Origin of the sequence: Tardiphaga sp. 20_F10_N6_6 (assembly GCF_052076045.1) — a bacterium.
Lineage (GTDB): Bacteria > Pseudomonadota > Alphaproteobacteria > Rhizobiales > Xanthobacteraceae > Tardiphaga > Tardiphaga robiniae.
Map to the genome: position 1 here is coordinate 3,506,726 of NZ_CP197239.1, position 17,067 is coordinate 3,523,792.

Sequence of the window (17,067 nt, forward strand, 5' to 3'; positions counted from 1 at the left end):
TAATTCAGCAAGGCCTTATTTGCCAAATCCTTGCCCGCTGGGCCTCTACTTGCCGAGTGCTTCGGTCAGCTCCGGCACGGCCTGGTAGAGGTCGGCGACCAGGCCGTAATCGGCGACCTGGAAGATCGGCGCGTCTTCGTCCTTGTTGATCGCGACGATCACCTTGGAGTCCTTCATGCCGGCGAGATGCTGGATCGCGCCGGAAATGCCGATGGCAATATACAGCTCCGGAGCCACGACCTTGCCGGTCTGGCCGACCTGCCAGTCGTTCGGGGCATAACCGGCATCCACCGCGGCGCGCGAGGCGCCGACACCGGCGCCGAGCTTGTCGGCGAGCGGCTCGATGTATTTGGCAAAGTTCTCGCGGCTCTGCATGGCACGGCCACCGGACACGATGATCTTCGCCGAGGTCAGTTCCGGACGATCGCTCTTGGCCATGTCCTCGCCGACGAAGGTCGACAAACCCGGATTCTCGGCCGTCTTGGCGTCTTCCACCGCCGCGCTGCCGCCTTCACCGGCTGCACCGAAGGTCGAGGTACGCACCGTAATGACCTTCTTGGCATCCTTGGACTTCACGGTCTGGATCGCGTTACCGGCATAGATCGGACGCTCATAGGTGTCGGGTGCGATGACCTTGGTGATTTCCGACACCTGCATCACGTCGAGCAGAGCGGCGACGCGCGGCATCACGTTCTTCGAGCGCGTGGTCGCAGCGGCGATCAGCACGTCATAGGCGGGCGCCAGCGACACGATCAGCGCGGCCAGCGGCTCGGCAAGATCGTGGGCATAAGAGGCGTCGTCGGCGAGCAGTACCTTGGTGACGCCCTGCAGCTTGGCGGCAGCTTCCGCGGCCGGCTTCGCATTCTGGCCGGCAACGAGGATGTGCACCTCGCCGCCGATCTGGGTGGCAGCGGTGAGCGCCTTGTTGGTGGAATCCTTCAGGGTGGCGTTGTCGTGATCGGCAAGCAGCAATGTCGGCATTAGAGCACCCCGGCTTCAGTCTTGAGTTTCGATACCAGTTCGGCGACGTCCTTGACCTTGACGCCGGCCTTGCGGCCGCCCGGTTCGCTGGTCTTGATGATCTCAAGACGCGGAGAAATATCGACGCCGTAACCATCGGCGGTCTTCTCGTCGATCGGCTTCTTCTTCGCCTTCATGATGTTCGGCAGCGACGCGTAGCGCGGCTCGTTCAGACGAAGGTCCGTGGTGACAATGGCCGGTCCCTTGAGCTTGACGGTCTGCAGACCGCCATCGACTTCACGGGTCACGGTGACGTCGTCGCCTTCGACAACCAGCTTGTTGGCGAAGGTCGCCTGCGGCCAGCCGAGCAGCGCGGCCAGCATCTGGCCGGTCTGGTTGGCGTCGTCGTCGATCGCCTGCTTGCCGAGGATTACCAGGCCCGGCTTTTCCTCATCGGCGACGGCCTTGAGGATCTTCGCCACGGCGAGCGGCTCGACGGTGCCTTCAACCTTGACGAGGATGCCACGGTCCGCGCCCATCGCGAGGCCGGTGCGAAGGGTTTCGGACGCCTGTGCGGGACCGATCGACACCACCACCACTTCGGTTGCCTTGCCGGCCTCTTTCAGGCGCAGGGCTTCCTCGACAGCGATTTCGTCGAACGGATTCATCGACATCTTGACGTTGGACAGTTCGACGCCCGATCCGTCGCTCTTGACGCGAACCTTGACGTTGTAATCGACCACCCGTTTGACCGCGACCAGAACCTTCATCGATCCTCTTTCGTGTGAGTTTTATTGTTTCAGAGCTTGCTCGGAAGCTTGGGCGCGGAACCTAAAGCCCCTGCCACACGGGGTCAACGCGCCAGACCCTAAAATCGAATGTCTCTAGGCCAGCCGATTTAGCCGAAATTACCGGTTCTGGCCGGGCACCCAGAGCACATCGCCGGCACCATTGTCGTTCTGCGAGCGGCTGGCGACGAACAGGAAGTCCGACAGCCGGTTCATATACTGGATACCAGCATCCGAGACCGGCTCATCGGGCTGGGCGGCGAGTTCCACTATGATCCGTTCCGCACGACGGCAGATCGTGCGGGCTACATGAAGGTGAGCGGCGGCTGGAGTTCCGCCAGGCAAAACAAACGAGGTCAGATCGGCCAGCGGCGCGTTGAGCATGTCAATATCGTTCTCCAACCGCTCGACCTGACTCGCCAGCAGGCGCAGCCGCTCGGCCTTGCCCTCGCGCTGCGGAACCGCGAGATCGGCCCCGAGATCGAACAGATCGTTCTGGATCAGCCCGAGCATCGCATCTAGGGACCGCGCATGGGCGAGATGCAATCGCACCACGCCGATCGCCGCATTGGTCTCATCCACGGTTCCATAGGCGCTGACGCGGAGATCGTATTTCGGCCGACGTTCGCCGGTGCCGAGGGCCGTCGTGCCGTCATCGCCGGTGCGGGTGTAGATGCGGTTGAGAACGACCATCGAATTGATCCAGCGCCAGTTAAGGAATTTGCGTCAGCGGCCCATCGCCCAGACGGTGGCCATGGTGAGGATAATGGCGACGAATTGCAGCACCACGCGCCACCGCATCAGCTTCTGCGAGCGATCCGGCGAGCCGCCGCGCATCATGTTGAACAGGCCAAGCAGCAGGACCAGCGCAACGGCGCCGACCGCGATGGGGAGGATAATATTGCTGAGCGTTGACGTCATATCAGCTACATAACACTGCGCCACAGGCTGCGCTATCGCCGACCGTCAAAATGGCACAGCGGTTACGCGCGCGCCGTAATGCAACGATCTGGCTTTTTCGCGTTAGATATCAGAAGCTAACATGAGGGCCGGTGATTTGCCGGACCGATCCCGAACCAGGTGGCACGTGGGGCAGATACGCACCGTCTACGATGTTGTGATGGACGCCTTCTATACGTTTCTTGCCGATGACGGCTGGGCGATCGCCAGCCATATCGCCCTCTCCACCCTGATGGCGCTGTTTCCGTTCCTGATCGTGCTGGCCTCGCTGGCCGGCTTTTTCGGCTCCAAGAATCTCGCCGATCAGGCCGTCGGCCTGCTGCTGGAGGTCTGGCCCGATCAGGTGGCCGGCGCCCTGTCCTCGCAGATCCACGACGTGCTGACCACTACCCGCGGCGATGCGCTGACCATCGGTCTCGTGCTCGCAGTGTATTTCGCCTCCAACGGCGTCGAGAGCCTGCGAGTCGCACTAAACCGCGCATATTCGGTGATCGAGCTGCGGCGCTGGTACTGGTTGCGGCTGGAGTCGATCGGCTACACGCTGGTCGCTGCCGTCACTGCGCTGGCCATGGCGTTCCTGATCGTGCTCGGCCCGCTGATGCTGGAAATCGTACGGCGCTATGTGCCGCTGATGGTCGAGAACAACGAGCGGCTGCTGACGGTGGCGCGTTACGGCATCACCATCGTCGCCATGGTGATCGCATTGTTCATCCTGCATGTGTGGCTGCCGGCAGGCCGCCGCACCTTCAGTCAAATCCTGCCGGGCATCATCTTCACGATGCTGGCGTCGCTGGCCTCGGGTATCGGCTTCGGTCTTTATCTGGCGCGCTTCGCCAACAATTACGTGACGATGTATGCCGGCCTGGCGTCGGTGATTATCGCGCTGGTGTTTCTGTACTTTATTGCGGCGATCTTCGTGTTCGGGGGCGAACTCAATGCCGCCATCATCAAGTCGCGGCTGCCCCACGGCGTCTCGCTTCAAGCAGCGCAGTCGCTAGCGCCCGCGGAGACACCGGTTTGATCAGGAACGCGTCGGCGCCTGCCTGACGCGATGCGGCTTCGTCTTCACTGCGACCGGACACCCCAATGATCGCGACGCGGCCATGCGGCGCCTTCAGCGCACGGATCTGCCGGATCGCCTCGACGCCGTCGATACCCGGCAGCACCATGTCCATGAGCACCGCATCGAACGTGCCCTGCGCGACGCGCTCCGCAGCTGCTTCGCCACGACCGATAAACTCGGCCTGATGACCGAGTTCGGTGAGAATGGCATTGAGCACGACGCGACCAAACGGATTGTCCTCGACGCTCAGCACCCGCAGCGCCTGTCCCGGCGCAACAGAAGCATCATCGTCGCTCGACATGATAGCGATCGGACCACTCGTCTTGTCGAGGCCGACCGTCAGCGTGAACACTGTCCCACCACCGCGGCTCTGCGCCACCGTGATGTCGCCACCCATGGCGCGGGCGAGTTGTTTGACTGACGACAGGCCGAGGCCGGCACCGCCAAAACGCGACGCGATCGAGACATTGGCCTGCGAGAACGGTTTGAACAGGCGCTTGATCTCGGCCAGCGTGAGGCCGATGCCGCTATCGGAGACGGTGAAGGATACGCCCACTTTGCCCGCCATGCGCACAGGCGAGACCTTCAGCGCCACATTGCCTTGCTCGGTAAATTTCACCGCATTGTCGATTAGATTTTCCAGCGCCGCGCGGAGCCGCACAGGATCGCCGACCACAAACACCGGCAGTCTGTCGGAGATCGCGACCCGCGACAGCAGTCCCTTGGCAGCCGCGCGGCCCGCGAGCGAGTCGCCGATGTTGCGGGCAAGCGCGCGCAGATCGAAGAAATCCTGCCGCAGTTCGAATCTGGATTTGCTGCTGCGCGCCGCATCGACGAACAATGTCGCGAGACCCGCCAGATGTTCGGCGCCAGCCTTGATCGTCTCGACCCAGCGCCGCTCACGCTCGTCGAGATCGGAGGTGGCCAGCAGATCGCTGACCGCAAGAATGCCGGTCAGCGGCGTGCGCACCTCATGGGCAAACACCGCCAGCGCGGTTTCCACCATCGTATCGGCACGCGGGGACATGCGCTTGGCGCGCGGCTTCGATGCAGGCTTCTTCGCCGCACGCTTCTTTGCCACGCGCTTTTTCAGCGTTTGCTTGGTGCGCGTCCGCATCTTGCGCGGAGAGCGCGATGTCAGCGCCATATGTTGCCCACCTGTCCCGGCGGCACCATGCCACGGCGGGGCGCGCGGAGTCACGCCGCGGGCCTGGTCCGGCTTGCGAATTTCTTGCAGCTAACTTGCGGCAGACGGGTCAGGTAGCCCGACCATGCGGCGGATATCCGCTGGTGTAGTGCCCCCGGCCCGCAACTCCCGCAGGCTGGTGGAGCCGGTCGATTTCGACAGTTTTGCGCCGGTGCCATCGCGCACCAGTGGGTGGTGCCGATAGACCGGCTGCGGCAGGCCGAGCAGTTGCTGCAGCAACCGGTGCACACTGGTCGACCAGAACAGATCCTGGCCGCGCACCACATGGGTCACGCCCTGCAGCGCATCATCGAGGACAACCGAGAGATGATAGCTGGTCGGCGTTTCCTTGCGGGCCAGGATCACGTCACCCCAGGCATCCGGTTGCGCGGTGACGGTGCCCGTCTCGCCGCCCGGACCCGTGTCCTGCTCGGTCCATGTGAGCGGACCGCTGGCCGCAATGGCTTTGGTCATATCGAGCCGCAACGCCATCGGCGTATCTGCCTGTCTGAGTTCGGCGACGGCCTGCGGCGACAACGATCTGGCAGTGCCGGGATAGAGAGGCGCACCATCGGGATCGCGTGGCCAAGGCCCTTTCGCCTCTTCCGCCGCGATCATGCGCGCGATCTCAGCGCGGCTCTCGAAGCTCGGATAGAGCAGTCCCATGGCGGCGAGCCGCTCGGTCGCGGCGCGGTAGTCGGCGAAATGCTGCGACTGTCGCCGTACCGGCATCTCCCAGGCGATGCCGAGCCAGGCAAGATCCTCGTAGATCGCCGCCTCGAATTCCGGCCGGCAGCGCGTGGCATCGATATCCTCGATCCGCAGCAGCAACCGGCCACCGGCCTCGCGCGCCAGATCGAAATTCAGCAGCGCCGAAGCGGCGTGGCCGAGATGCAAGTAGCCGTTGGGGCTGGGTGCGAAGCGAAAAACAGGGGCCATCACAGGTTTGCCTAGATCAGGTCGCGCGCGAAAGCACGCGTCAGCCAGTCCATGAACACACGCACCCGCGGCGAGAGCTGGCGATTGCGCGGATAGAGCAGCGACACGGGCGACGGCGTCGGCGGATGTTGCGGCAGCACCTCGACCAGCGTGCCATCGGCGAGTTCGCCCTTGATCCGATAGTGCGGCACCTGCACCAGGCCGAAGCCGAGTTTCGCCATGGCCACGTAATTTTCCGCGCTGTTCACCGTGATCGCCACCCGCAAAGAGACAAGACGCAGCGCGCCGCTGTCCTGAAATTCCAGCGGCAGCACCGCGCCCGTCGCCGAGGAGTGATAGCCGACCATGCGATGGCCTTCGAGCGCATCGATGGACAAAGGCACGCCCATGCGCGCGAGATAGGACGGCGCGGCGCAGGTGACTTCGTCCATCATGGTCAGCCGCCGCGCCACCATATCGCTGTCGCGGAGCTCGCCGACACGCACCACGCAGTCGATGCCCTCGCGGATCAGATCGACCAGCCGGTCGCCCTCGCTGAGATAGAGCTGGATATCAGGATATTCGGCGAGAAAGTCCGGCAGATGCGGCAGCACGAAATTGCGCGCCAGCGTGCCGTTCATATCGACCCGCAGCGGCCCCTTGGGCTTGGCCCCGCAGAACGCGCTTTCGGCGTCTTCAAGATCGGCGATCAGCGTCAGGCAGCGCTGGTGATAGGCCTCGCCGTCCAGCGTCGGCCGCACCAGCCGCGTGGTGCGCTCGAGTAGCCGCACGCCGAGCCGTGCCTCGATCTGCTTCACGGCGTCGGTGACGGTCGACCGCGGCAGGCCGAGATCTTCCGCTGCCGCCGTAAAGCTGCGCCGCTCCACCACCCGGGTGAACACCCGCATTGTCTCGAAACGGTCCATCGGTTTGTTCGCTAAATCCGGATTGTGATGCCAGATAATGCATCATTATCCGGAAAATGGAATGGCCTAGGTTTCTCCCATCAGAGCGGCTCGGCCAGTCGGCCCCCCATCGAGGAGAAGCGAAATGACCAACCAATCCAACAAAGTAGCCATCGTGACGGGCGCATCCCGCGGCATCGGCGCAGCCATCGCCGAGCGGCTGGGCCGCGACGGCTTTACGGTCATCGTCAATTACTCCGGCAATGCCGCGCTGGCCGAGGCTGTCGCACAAAAGATCGAAGCCGCGGGTGGCCGCGCGCTTACCGCCAAGGCCGATGTCAGCGATCCCGCCGCTGTGCGCGGGATGTTCGATGCAGCGGAGACCGCCTTTGGCGGCATCGACGTGCTGATCAACAATGCCGGCATCATGAAGCTCGCGAAATTCGCCGACGCCGACGACGCATCGTTCGACCAGCAGATCGCGGTCAATCTGAAAGGCACGTTCAACACCATGCGCGAGGCGGCGAAGCGGCTGCGCGACGGGGGCAGGGTCGTGAACTTCTCCACGGGCGTGGTTGGCACCAAGCTCGAGAGCTACGGCATCTATGCCGCCACCAAAGCTGCGGTCGAAACCATGACGGGCATCATGGCCAAAGAGATGCGTGGCCGCTCGATTACCGTGAACGCCATCGCACCCGGTCCGACCGCAACCGACCTGTTCCTCAATGGCAAGTCGCCGGAACTGATCGAGCGTTTCGCCAAGGCGACGCCAATGGAGCGTCTCGGCACACCCGAGGACATCGCCAATGCCGTTGCTTTCCTGGTCGGCCCTGAAGGCGGCTGGATCAACGCCCAGGTGCTGCGCGCCAATGGCGGGCTTGTGTGAGATCGGAGCGACTGCCGCGCGTCATTTCTTCTTCCAGGCGCGGTAGTCGCTCTCCACCAGTTCCGACATGGTCTTGGCGGCTTTTCCGAGCCATCCCGGAGGGCGCTTCCTGAGATCGGCGCGCAAAGCCTTAGCGCCGATCTTGCTCGCGACGTGAATGGCAGCGAGATCCTGCCCCATCGCGTTCAATAGCTGCGTGGTCAGTTTGGCCAGCTCGGCGCCCGGACTCTTGCCGAGTTCAATCTTGCGGGAATCCGGCGCCAGCCGGCGGATCACGAACTTGCCGTCAATGGCCAGAAACGGATCCGGCGCGCGATAGCGTCCAAACGCCAGGGCGTGAAGATGCGAAATGCTCGACTTGCTACCATGTGCCCACAGCCATGCCGAAGGGACGAGCGCCTTTGCCTCCCTCAGGCAGAAACCCCCTTCCGCAGTGGCGACGGCCACGTATCGTGGCCGTCCGAGGCCGCCGGTGCCCGCGACACGGCTGCCAAATCTCTCGATCGTTGCGCCCTTCAGCGACTTTTTCAGTGCCTGGACGACCTTTGCGGGCGGCTTGGCGGTCGGATACTTCTTCACCTCGTTCCAAAACTTCGCCGGCTTCTTGCGTGCGCGAACGGCATAGGGCCGCATCCAGAATTCGCGTTGATCCAATAAAGCCGGATGGGGATCGGCCAGACCCTTGCGGTAGCCGGCGAGAATGGCACGCGAGATTGCCGCTCTCCCAAGCCTCATGCCCGGCGCAAGCAGCGCGCTGGTCGTAAGACGAACGAGATCGAACAGATACGGCATCTTCGCCGCCTCATCGAAATCGTTGATGCCCCAGACCAGCCGCCCTTCGGCGTCCCGCCAAGTGCCGTAGTTTTCGAGATGGACGTCGCCGACGCACAGGACATGCGGCGCATCGCATAATGTCGGGCAGAGGTCTTCGATCTTCCTTGCCCACCGAAAATACGTGCCACGCAAAAAGACGAAGGGGTCCTCGCGCATCAGTCGGTGCTTGAGCCTGAGGTCCTTTTCCACGACGTCGCACTGGCCACGCAGCCAATCCTCATACGCGCTGTTATCTTCGCGAAAAGACATCTGGGCCTCGCGGTCGCTCAAAAACAATCAAAAGATGTATTGAATTCAGGATGCACCATAAAACGGTGCAACGAAACCGGCTATGGCAAAATTCGCGGCGTCGAACGCAAAACGCCGGGTATCAGAGACACCCGGCGTTTTGAATTCTCGGTCAAAGGCGCGTCTCAGGACTCGGCGCGGCCGCCCTGGATCACGACGACGCGGCTACCGATCTTCACGCGGCTGTAGAGATCGACCACATCCTGGTTCATCAGCCGGATGCAGCCGCTGGAAACGGCGTGGCCGATGGTCTCGGGCTCGGTGGTGCCGTGAATGCGGAACATGGTGTCGCGGTCGCCCTGGTAGAGATACATCGCACGCGGCCCGAGCGGATTATCGATGCCGCCCTCCATGCCGCCCGCCATCTTGCGGTAGCGCGCGGGTTCGCGGTTCATCATGTTTTCCGTCGGGCTCCAGTGCGGCCACTCGGCCTTGCGCTTGATCACCGCAGCGCCGGCGAAAGCGAGGCCGGCCTTGCCGACGCCGATGCCATAGCGCATCGCCTTGCCGTCGCCTTCCACGAGATAGAGATGCCGTGCGGCCGTATCGACCACGATGGTGCCTGCGGGCTCCTTGGTGCGGTAGGCGACGCGCTGACGCAGCATCGCCGAATCGATTCCGGAAACGTCGATGGCCGGCAGCGTGTGCCCGCCGTCATTCAACTCGGCATAGCTGGCGGACGGACCGCCAAAGCCGGTGGACGACATCATCCCCCCGCTGCTTGCACATCCTGCCAACACAGCGGGCAACATCAAAAGCGCCAGAAGGCGCAGCCCGCGTGATCCACCCAAACCTGTCATTCCCAACCCTTGCTGCAACGCGTCCAACCCGGACGACCCGCACCTCATACAGGGCTGAGCGATCAAATCAGGCTCAACAGCGTGTCATTTCGCTCATGGAACAGCTCTGGACTGCACTTTGCACGCCGCTGTGGTGATCGCGCCACAGCCGCGCAGGCTCACGAATAACCTCAGGTTGATCGATCGCCTTTGAGGGTCGGCCGGCGCGCAGCGCGAGCCTTCCCACGGAACCGCAGCAGCGATGCCCGCCGAAGCGGGCCGGAACACTCCACATGGGTCTCGCCGGCCTTGTTGAGACCGGCGACATTGAGGACCACGCCATGACGACACGATCCAGCACGATGTCGTCCCGCAACTATCAATGCGCGGACAACCGCTACAAACGCCACGCGCATGACGAGATCGATATCATGTCCATTGGGAGGACCACGTGCTCGACGAAGTACACGCGCCTTATAATGCGAAGCACTTGCAGCTGGATTTCACGGCTTGCATCGTTGTGATCGGCATATTAGAGCACACAGCCGCGTGAGACTTCGCGTTACCCCAACGAGATTTTCAGATGACAAGCGTTCGCAGTCTTGCGCAAGGCAGCATTGCCGTTGGCCTGCTGGTCCTCGGTATGAAATACGCTGCCTATCATCTGACCGGCAGCGTCGCACTGCTGTCCGATGCGATTGAAAGCATCGTCAATGTCGTGACGGCGATCGTCGTCTTGCTCGCAACCACGCTGAGCGCGAAACCGGCAGACGACGATCATCCCTACGGGCATCATAAGGCTGAATATTTCTCGGCCGTGCTCGAAGGCGTGTTGATCGTGCTCGCCGCGATCCTGATCCTGCGCGAAGCCTATCAAAGCTATCTTGTACCGCGCCTTGTCGAAGCACCCTGGGTCGGGCTTCTGCTCAACGCAGCGGCGAGTGTCATCAATGCAGGTTGGGCATGGGTCCTGATCCGGCAAGGTCGCATTCACCGCTCGCCGGCTCTCGCAGCGGACGGCCGCCATTTATTGTCCGACGTGTATTCTTCAATCGGCGTCCTCGGCGGCGTCGGAGTAGCGGCACTGTCGGGCATCGCCATTCTCGATCCGATCCTTGCGGCGCTCGTCGCGCTCAACATCCTGTGGGCCGGTTGGGGCCTGATGAAGGAGTCGCTCAGCGGATTGATGGATGAGGCCATCCCGCCAGCCATGCTCGCGAGCATCAAGCAGACCATATCGGCCCATGCCGACGGCGCCATCGAGGCGCATGACCTGCGCACCCGCCGCGCCGGCAGCATGACCTTTATCGATTTCCATCTGGTGGTGGCAGGATCGACCACCGTGAGCGCCGCGCACGACATTTGCGACAAGCTCGAGACCGCGATCCGCCAGGAGATCGGCGAGGCTCTGATCACCATCCATGTCGAACCCGACGACAAGGCCAAGCATTCCGGCATCGTCGTTCTCTAGATTTCGGGTAACTTCGCTCCACGAACGGCTTTGACAGGTTCCGCCCCCGTGTTAATCGGGAGGCGAGGATCGTTCCCGTGACACATGTTTCGCGCAAACGCTGGTTTGGGGCCGTGGCATCTTTGGCCGCTGCCTATGCGCTTGTGCTCAATGTCGTGCTGTCGAGCCTGTTGCTCGCCGCGATCTCGCCGACCGCGCAGGCCGCAGGCTTCGAGCTCTGCCTCACCCATCCTGACCTTGCCGCATCCCCTGACGACGCCGGCAAGACGTCAGGCGCTCCGGCGGTGCATTGCCCGATTTGCGTCGGCACCCATGCGCCGGGCGCTCCGCCTGCCTCCGCGACTTTCCTCGTCTCGCGCATCGCCATCGCGATCGCTCCCGTTGCCGCCCTCGACGATCGCATCGTCGCGACCGCCGCAACCTCCGACCACCGGGCCCGCGCGCCGCCGCGCCTGAGCTGACGTTCCACGCCGTCAGACGCCGCGCATCAGCGCGCGCGTTGCTCAGTTCAATCCCGGTGGAGTTTTCCCCATGCTATCCGTTTCCATGCGGCTGCGCAGCGTCCTGCTCGCATCCGCGGCCGCGCTCATTCCAGGCGCGGTGTCGGCCCAATCGGCCCTTTCAACATCGCTTCCGGCGGTTACCGTCGATGCACCCGCGCAGCAGCGCGCTGCAGCCACGCGCAAGCCACGCAACGCGGCGCCAAACGCCCGTACGGTCCGCAGCACCCCTGCGGCACCGCCAGCATCTGTCGGCGCGCAGGCCCCGACCGTCCCAGGGGCCCTTACGGTGCTCACCGCGCAGCAGGCACTCCGCGAGATCCAGCAGACGCCCGGCGGCGTCGCGCTGGTAACGGCGGATGCGTGGCGAACATCGACGCCGTCGAACACCATCAAGGACATCCTCGATTATGTGCCGGGCGTGTTCGCGCAGCCGAAATGGGGCGACGACACCCGCCTGTCGATCCGCGGATCGAGTCTGTCGCGCAATTTCCATCTGCGCGGCGTGCAGCTCTATATGGACGGCATCCCGATCAACACCGCCGACGGCTATGGCGATTTCCAGGAGATCGACCCGACCGCCTATAAATATGTCGAGGTGTTCAAGGGCGGCAACGCATTGCGCTTCGGCGCCAATTCGCTCGGCGGCGCGATCAATTTCGTGACACCCACCGGCCGCGATCCTTTTCCGAACGGCGCGTCGGTCGACATGGGTGCTTTCGGCTTCCGCCGCCTGCAAGCCAACACCGGCGGCGCCAATGGTCCGTGGGACGGTTTCATCACGGCCTCGACGCAGTCCGCCGATGGCTTCCGCGATCACAGCAATGGCGAGGCAACCCGCGTCAGCGGCAATGTCGGCTACCAGTTCTCGCCGGACTTCGAGACGCGTTTCTATCTCAATGCGAACAGCGTACGTCAGCGCATTCCCGGCTCGGTGAGCAAAGACAGCGCGCTGAATTCGCCGACCACCGCGGCGGCAGGCAATCTCACCGGTGATCAGCAGCGCAATATCGACACCGTACGCCTCGCCAACAAAACCACCATCCGTCTCGACAACACCACGATCGATTTCGGCGCCTTCGCCGTCGATCGGCACCTGATGCATCCGATCTTCCAGTATCTGGACTACAGCTATCAAGACTATGGCGGCTTCGCGAAGGTCACCGACGACCGCAATATCGGCGGCTATCGCAACGTGTTCGTCGCGGGCGTGAATGTCATCAACGGCCGGATCGACAACAACCAGTATGTCAATGTCGCGGGCCAGAAGGGCGCGCTGGCGTCGTCCTCCATTGACCGTTCGAAGAACACCTCGGTCTATGTCGAGAATTCGTTCTATGTGCTGCCCACCGTCGCATTGATTGGCGGCACACAGTTTCTCTACGCCACGCGCAATCGGCAGGACCGTTTCCTGAGCGATGGCGACCAGTCCGGCGCCACCGAATTCAACCTGTGGAGTCCGAAAGGCGGCGTGCTCTGGAATATCGATCCGACCTGGCAGGCCTACGCCAATATCTCGCGCAGTGCGGAAGTGCCGAGCTTCGGCGAGAGTTCGAACGGCCCGGGCATCCCGACGATTCCCTTCACCAGCATCCGGCCACAGCGTGCGACCACCTATGAGATCGGCACGCGTGGACGGCGTCCCGACCTGACATGGGAGCTGACGGGTTACCGCGCCAACATCACCGACGAGTTGCAATGCATTTACAGCGCCTTCGGCAACTGCAACGTCACCAATGCGGATCGCACCATCCATCAGGGCATCGAGGCCGGCCTTGGCATCGCCGTGTTCAAGGGCATGTTCGATGCCTCGCCGCATCCCGACAAGCTCTGGCTGAACATGGCCTATACGTTCAACGACTTCCGCTTCGACAATGACGCGACTTTCGGCAACAACCTGCTGCCGGGCGCGCCGCGGCACTATCTGCGCGCGGAATTGCTCTACAAGCACGCCAACGGCTTCTATCTCGGCCCCAATGTCGAATGGGTGCCGGAAGCTTACTATGTCGACAGCGCCAATACGCTGAAGACCGAACCCTATGCGCTGCTCGGCCTGAAAGCCGGCGTCGACAATGGCGGCACATATTCAGGCTATATCGAAGCACGCAACGTGCTCGATACCCGTTACATCGCCTCCGCCAGCATTCTCAATCAGGCCACGGCGACATCGCCGCTGTTCGAACCCGGCACCGGCCGCGCCATCTATGCCGGCGTCAAGGCGAGGTGGTGAAGATGATGAATTCCGCTATGCTTCAATCCACGAAAGGACGTTCCATGACCAACCGCTCCATGCTGTTGCTTCTCACTGCGCTGGGCGCAGTGGCATCGCCTGCTTATGCCCATGTCTTCGTGCAGAGCGGCCCGGCCACGGTCGGCGGCTCCTATCGCGCGGTGCTCGCCGTGCCGCATGGCTGTGGCGCCTCGCCGACGACGAAAATCACCGTGCAGATTCCGGAAGGGATGATCGCAGTGAAGCCGATGCCGAAGCCGGGCTGGACCATCGCCGTGAAGAAAGGCGCCTATGCGCAGTCCTACGATTTCATGCACGGCATGAAGGCATCGGAAGGCGTCAAGGAAATCACCTGGACCGGGAAGCTCGACAACGACTTCTATGACGAGTTCGTATTCTCGGCCTATCTGCCTGCCGCATTGAAGGCTGATGCACCGCTGTATGTGCCGACACTGCAGACCTGCGAGCAGGGCTCGGAAGACTGGGCGCAGATCCCGGCTGCGGGGCAGGATCCGCACAGTCTGAAATCACCGGCGCCGATCGTTCGCCTTGCCGCGGCATCACCACATGATGCAATGGCGCAGATGGCCGGCATGGTCCATGCGGGCGACCTGATGATCATGACGCCCTGGACGCGTGCCACACCGCCCGCGGCCAAGGTCGCCGGCGGCTATCTCACCATCACCAACAACGGCAAGACCAGCGACAAGCTGCTCGGTGGCACATTCACCGGCGGCAGCCGCATCGAGGTGCATGAGATGAGCGTGACCGATGGCGTGATGAAGATGCGCCCACTCAATGACGGACTCGAGATCAAGCCCGGCGCCACCGTGAAGCTCGAGCCCGGCGGCTATCACCTGATGCTGATGGATCTCGCCAAGCCGTTCGCCAAGGGCGACAAGGTGAAGGCACAGCTACAGTTCGAGAAGGCCGGCAAGGTAGACATCGAACTCGAGGTCAACGCCGTCGGCGCCTCGGCACCGGCCGGCGGCGGACACGCGCACTGATCACGTCAAGACGCCGCGCACCGCACATGTTGCGGTGCGCCTGATGTCTACGACAGGCCGCGATTGCGTCGCGTGTATCCTGGCGTTAGTGCAGCCGGGGAGCTTTCAGCATCTTGGAGCGGTCCGTCGATACCAATTCGACATCGAATGTATCGCCACCGCGATAGAGCGTCAGCGGCACGTCGACACCGGCCGGACCTAGCGCCCAGAGTGCGCGATAGAATTCGACGGAATCGGATACCTCCTCACCGTTTACGGCAAGAATCACGTCGCCGGTCTTGAGCTCGGCCCGGGCCGCCGGGCCCTTCCTGGCGATCCCGACAACGACGACCTTGTCCTCGACCTCGGCGGCATACAGCCCGAGCCACGGCCGCGGCGGCTTGTTGGCACGACCATAGGTCTTGAGATCGTCGAGGACCGGCTTCAGCAAGTCGATCGGCACGACCATGTTGAGATGTTCGTTCTTGCCACCGTGCTCGCGCTCGATCTGCAGCGAGCCGATGCCGATCAACTCGCCTTTGGCATTGATCAGGGCGGCACCGCCCCAGTTCGGATGCGCCGGATGCGTGAAAATCGCGTCGTCGAGCAGGTATTCCCAATAGCCGGCGAATTCCTGTGTCGCGGCGATCTTGCCGGCCACGGACCGCGTGCGTCCGCCGACACCGCCGACCACCACGCGATCGCCGATCTTCGCGCTCGCCGACTCGCCGAGCGGCAGCGGCGCGATGTCGATCTCGCCGAGCGCCTGCACGAGTCCGAAACCGCTTTCCTGATCGACGCCCAGCGCCGTGCCCTGCACCACGCGGCCGTCGCCGAGATGCACCCAGATCGTTTCGGCCTCGGTGATGAGATAGCCGATGGTGAGAATGAGACCGTCACCGATCAGCACGCCATTGCCGGCGCGCTCGGTGCCGAGCGTATCTGCCGTGAAAGCATCTTCCGGGATGATGCAATGCAGCCCAACCACCGCCTCCAGCGCCTGTTCGAGGTCGAATCCGTAATCCTCAGCACGCGGCTGCACACCCGGGGGCACTTTCCACTCGGTCAGTGAAGGCATGCAAAATCTCCTTTGTCCGGGATGGGTAGCCCCCGCCATATAAGAACCGATCGCGGACGTGGAAGTCCAGCCTGTGAACTTAGCGACCCTGCGGCGTTTGGTTACGCACCGGGACGTTGTGCGAGCCACGCCAGTAGCACCGCATTGACCTCGCGCGGATAGCAGTGGCTGAGATCGTCGATCTCGCGATAGGTGACATCGGCGCCGGCGATCGTGAGCGCCTGCTGTGCCTCGCGCGCGGTCTGCACCGGAAACATCCAGTCAAGACGGCCATGGACGAGATGGATGGGCAGGCCGCGCAGGCGATCTGCATCGGCAAACTGCGCCATCAGCGGATGGAAGGTCGAGGCCACCGGCGCCAGATGGGTGAAGGGCGACTCGGCGCGCAGGCCGCTGACATAGCAGAAGGTGCCGCCATCGCTCATGCCGGTCAGCAGGAGCTGCGCGGGATCGATATGCCAGCGCGTCTGCACGAGATCGAGAATGCGCGAAAGATTTGGCGTATCGGCATCGTCGCCCATCAGCGCCCAGGTACTGCCGATCGCCGTCGGCGCGATGACGATCGCGCCAGAGCTGCGCGCATCGGCGAGCCAGCTCCACAAGAAAGCCCGGCCGTTGCCGCTGCCGCCATGCAGCGCCATCACCAGCGGCCAGGCACGATCCGGCGTGTAGGTCTCCGGCACGTACATCGAGAAACCGCCGCGACGTCCGGGCTCACCATCATGAATGACGCCGGTGTTCTCTGCCGAAGGCGAGGCCAGTCGTTCAAGCAGTGCCGTGTTCTCGCGCATGTCAGGCGGAAGAAAGAACGTACTCACCGGCGGCAGCCGCGCCACCGTGGCATAGAGCGATTCCTGCGCGCGCGTGGCGTGACGTAGCGCACGAAACACCATCGGCAGATCGCCGCCGGGCTGCTGGGCCGCGCGCAGGCCGGTAAAGGCCGTCAGCGCCGCGTCGCTCGCCGCATCGAGATGCGCCCGTAGATCGCTAAAATCATCCGGCCATGCGTTGAGCTCTGCGCGCACCGCCTTGAGCGCCTGATCAGGCTCGCCCACCGCTTCCATGACGGCACCGAAAGTCGGCGGATGCAGATTGCGCGCAACGAATTGCAGCGCCTCGAGCGACTGCAGCAGGGGCGGCAGCAGAACAACGATATCGTCGACGACTATGTCGCTCATCGGAAGCTCCGGGCAGATCGTTTGGTCCCATCAATCCAGGACCGAGCAAGAAGCCAG

17 protein-coding genes are annotated in these 17,067 nt (G+C 63.1%); 6 read left to right on the forward strand and 11 right to left on the reverse strand.

All coding sequences use genetic code 11. From position 1 onward, the window contains the following. Positions 1–45: 45 nt before the first annotated feature. The 4 genes from AB7813_RS16925 to AB7813_RS16940 all read right to left on the reverse strand — a co-directional run bounded on the left by AB7813_RS16925 (position 46) and on the right by AB7813_RS16940 (position 2,669). Positions 46–981 carry an electron transfer flavoprotein subunit alpha/FixB family protein gene (locus tag AB7813_RS16925; RefSeq protein WP_089267623.1) on the reverse strand — a complete coding sequence of 312 codons (936 nt, stop codon included), beginning with the start codon at positions 979–981 and terminating at the stop codon, positions 46–48. Continuing rightward, positions 981–1,730, reverse strand: coding sequence for an electron transfer flavoprotein subunit beta/FixA family protein (locus AB7813_RS16930; protein ID WP_089267624.1), 750 nt, complete (start codon positions 1,728–1,730; stop codon positions 981–983). Before AB7813_RS16930 ends, AB7813_RS16925 begins: the two co-directional genes overlap by 1 nt. Before the next feature lie 138 nt (positions 1,731–1,868). Continuing rightward, complete coding sequence (locus AB7813_RS16935; RefSeq protein ID WP_089267625.1) at positions 1,869–2,441, reverse strand: cob(I)yrinic acid a,c-diamide adenosyltransferase; 573 nt, start codon at positions 2,439–2,441, stop codon at positions 1,869–1,871. A gap of 33 nt (positions 2,442–2,474) precedes the next feature. Continuing rightward, positions 2,475–2,669 carry a twin transmembrane helix small protein gene (locus AB7813_RS16940; RefSeq protein ID WP_068730376.1) on the reverse strand — a complete coding sequence of 65 codons (195 nt, stop codon included), beginning with the start codon at positions 2,667–2,669 and terminating at the stop codon, positions 2,475–2,477. Between the two features lie 199 nt (positions 2,670–2,868). On the opposite strand from AB7813_RS16940, the gene AB7813_RS16945 reads away from it, so the two are divergent. After that, the gene (locus AB7813_RS16945; RefSeq protein WP_210269064.1) at positions 2,869–3,729 is read left to right on the forward strand and encodes a YihY/virulence factor BrkB family protein; all 861 of its coding nucleotides are present in this window, start codon (positions 2,869–2,871) and stop codon (positions 3,727–3,729) included. Here AB7813_RS16945 and AB7813_RS16950 read toward each other — a convergent pair. The 3 genes from AB7813_RS16950 to AB7813_RS16960 form a co-directional block, all read right to left on the reverse strand. Continuing rightward, complete coding sequence (locus AB7813_RS16950; RefSeq protein WP_439083973.1) at positions 3,656–4,918, reverse strand: ATP-binding protein; 1,263 nt, start codon at positions 4,916–4,918, stop codon at positions 3,656–3,658. The two genes, AB7813_RS16945 and AB7813_RS16950, sit on opposite strands and share 74 nt — an antisense overlap. Before the next feature lie 90 nt (positions 4,919–5,008). Next, positions 5,009–5,899, reverse strand: coding sequence for a tRNA glutamyl-Q(34) synthetase GluQRS (gene gluQRS, locus AB7813_RS16955; protein WP_439083971.1), 891 nt, complete (start codon positions 5,897–5,899; stop codon positions 5,009–5,011). An 8-nt stretch (positions 5,900–5,907) separates the two neighbouring features. Then, positions 5,908–6,801, reverse strand: a complete 894-nt coding sequence (locus tag AB7813_RS16960; protein WP_439083970.1) for a LysR family transcriptional regulator — start codon at positions 6,799–6,801, stop codon at positions 5,908–5,910. 124 nt (positions 6,802–6,925) lie between these two features. Between AB7813_RS16960 and AB7813_RS16965 the strand changes: the two genes are divergently transcribed. Continuing rightward, positions 6,926–7,666, forward strand: coding sequence for an SDR family oxidoreductase (locus AB7813_RS16965; RefSeq protein ID WP_439083969.1), 741 nt, complete (start codon positions 6,926–6,928; stop codon positions 7,664–7,666). Positions 7,667–7,687: 21 nt separating this feature from the next. Here the strand turns inward: AB7813_RS16965 and AB7813_RS16970 are convergent, their stop codons facing one another. Together AB7813_RS16970 and AB7813_RS16975 are read right to left on the reverse strand one after the other, a co-directional pair. Continuing rightward, positions 7,688–8,749, reverse strand: a complete 1,062-nt coding sequence (locus tag AB7813_RS16970) for a DUF2252 family protein (protein WP_439083968.1) — start codon at positions 8,747–8,749, stop codon at positions 7,688–7,690. A 164-nt stretch (positions 8,750–8,913) separates the two neighbouring features. Beyond that, entirely contained in the window at positions 8,914–9,498 is a 585-nt protein-coding gene (locus tag AB7813_RS16975; protein ID WP_439074535.1) for a L,D-transpeptidase, read from the reverse strand. A gap of 652 nt (positions 9,499–10,150) precedes the next feature. On the opposite strand from AB7813_RS16975, the gene AB7813_RS16980 reads away from it, so the two are divergent. The 4 genes from AB7813_RS16980 to AB7813_RS16995 all read left to right on the forward strand — a co-directional run bounded on the left by AB7813_RS16980 (position 10,151) and on the right by AB7813_RS16995 (position 14,775). After that, positions 10,151–11,038 carry a cation diffusion facilitator family transporter gene (locus AB7813_RS16980; RefSeq protein WP_175366000.1) on the forward strand — a complete coding sequence of 296 codons (888 nt, stop codon included), beginning with the start codon at positions 10,151–10,153 and terminating at the stop codon, positions 11,036–11,038. A 77-nt stretch (positions 11,039–11,115) separates the two neighbouring features. After that, positions 11,116–11,499, forward strand: a complete 384-nt coding sequence (locus AB7813_RS16985) for a DUF2946 family protein (RefSeq protein ID WP_439083966.1) — start codon at positions 11,116–11,118, stop codon at positions 11,497–11,499. A 70-nt stretch (positions 11,500–11,569) separates the two neighbouring features. After that, positions 11,570–13,768, forward strand: a complete 2,199-nt coding sequence (locus AB7813_RS16990; RefSeq protein ID WP_439083965.1) for a TonB-dependent receptor family protein — start codon at positions 11,570–11,572, stop codon at positions 13,766–13,768. Between the two features lie 44 nt (positions 13,769–13,812). After that, a complete protein-coding gene (locus tag AB7813_RS16995; RefSeq protein WP_439083963.1) occupies positions 13,813–14,775 on the forward strand; it encodes a DUF1775 domain-containing protein in 963 nt (320 codons plus the stop codon). Between the two features lie 85 nt (positions 14,776–14,860). Here the strand turns inward: AB7813_RS16995 and AB7813_RS17000 are convergent, their stop codons facing one another. Continuing rightward, the gene (locus tag AB7813_RS17000) at positions 14,861–15,832 is read right to left on the reverse strand and encodes a S1C family serine protease (RefSeq protein WP_120287257.1); all 972 of its coding nucleotides are present in this window, start codon (positions 15,830–15,832) and stop codon (positions 14,861–14,863) included. A gap of 101 nt (positions 15,833–15,933) precedes the next feature. Continuing rightward, complete coding sequence (locus AB7813_RS17005) at positions 15,934–17,010, reverse strand: phospholipase (RefSeq protein ID WP_439083962.1); 1,077 nt, start codon at positions 17,008–17,010, stop codon at positions 15,934–15,936. Between the last annotated feature and the right edge of the window lie 57 nt (positions 17,011–17,067).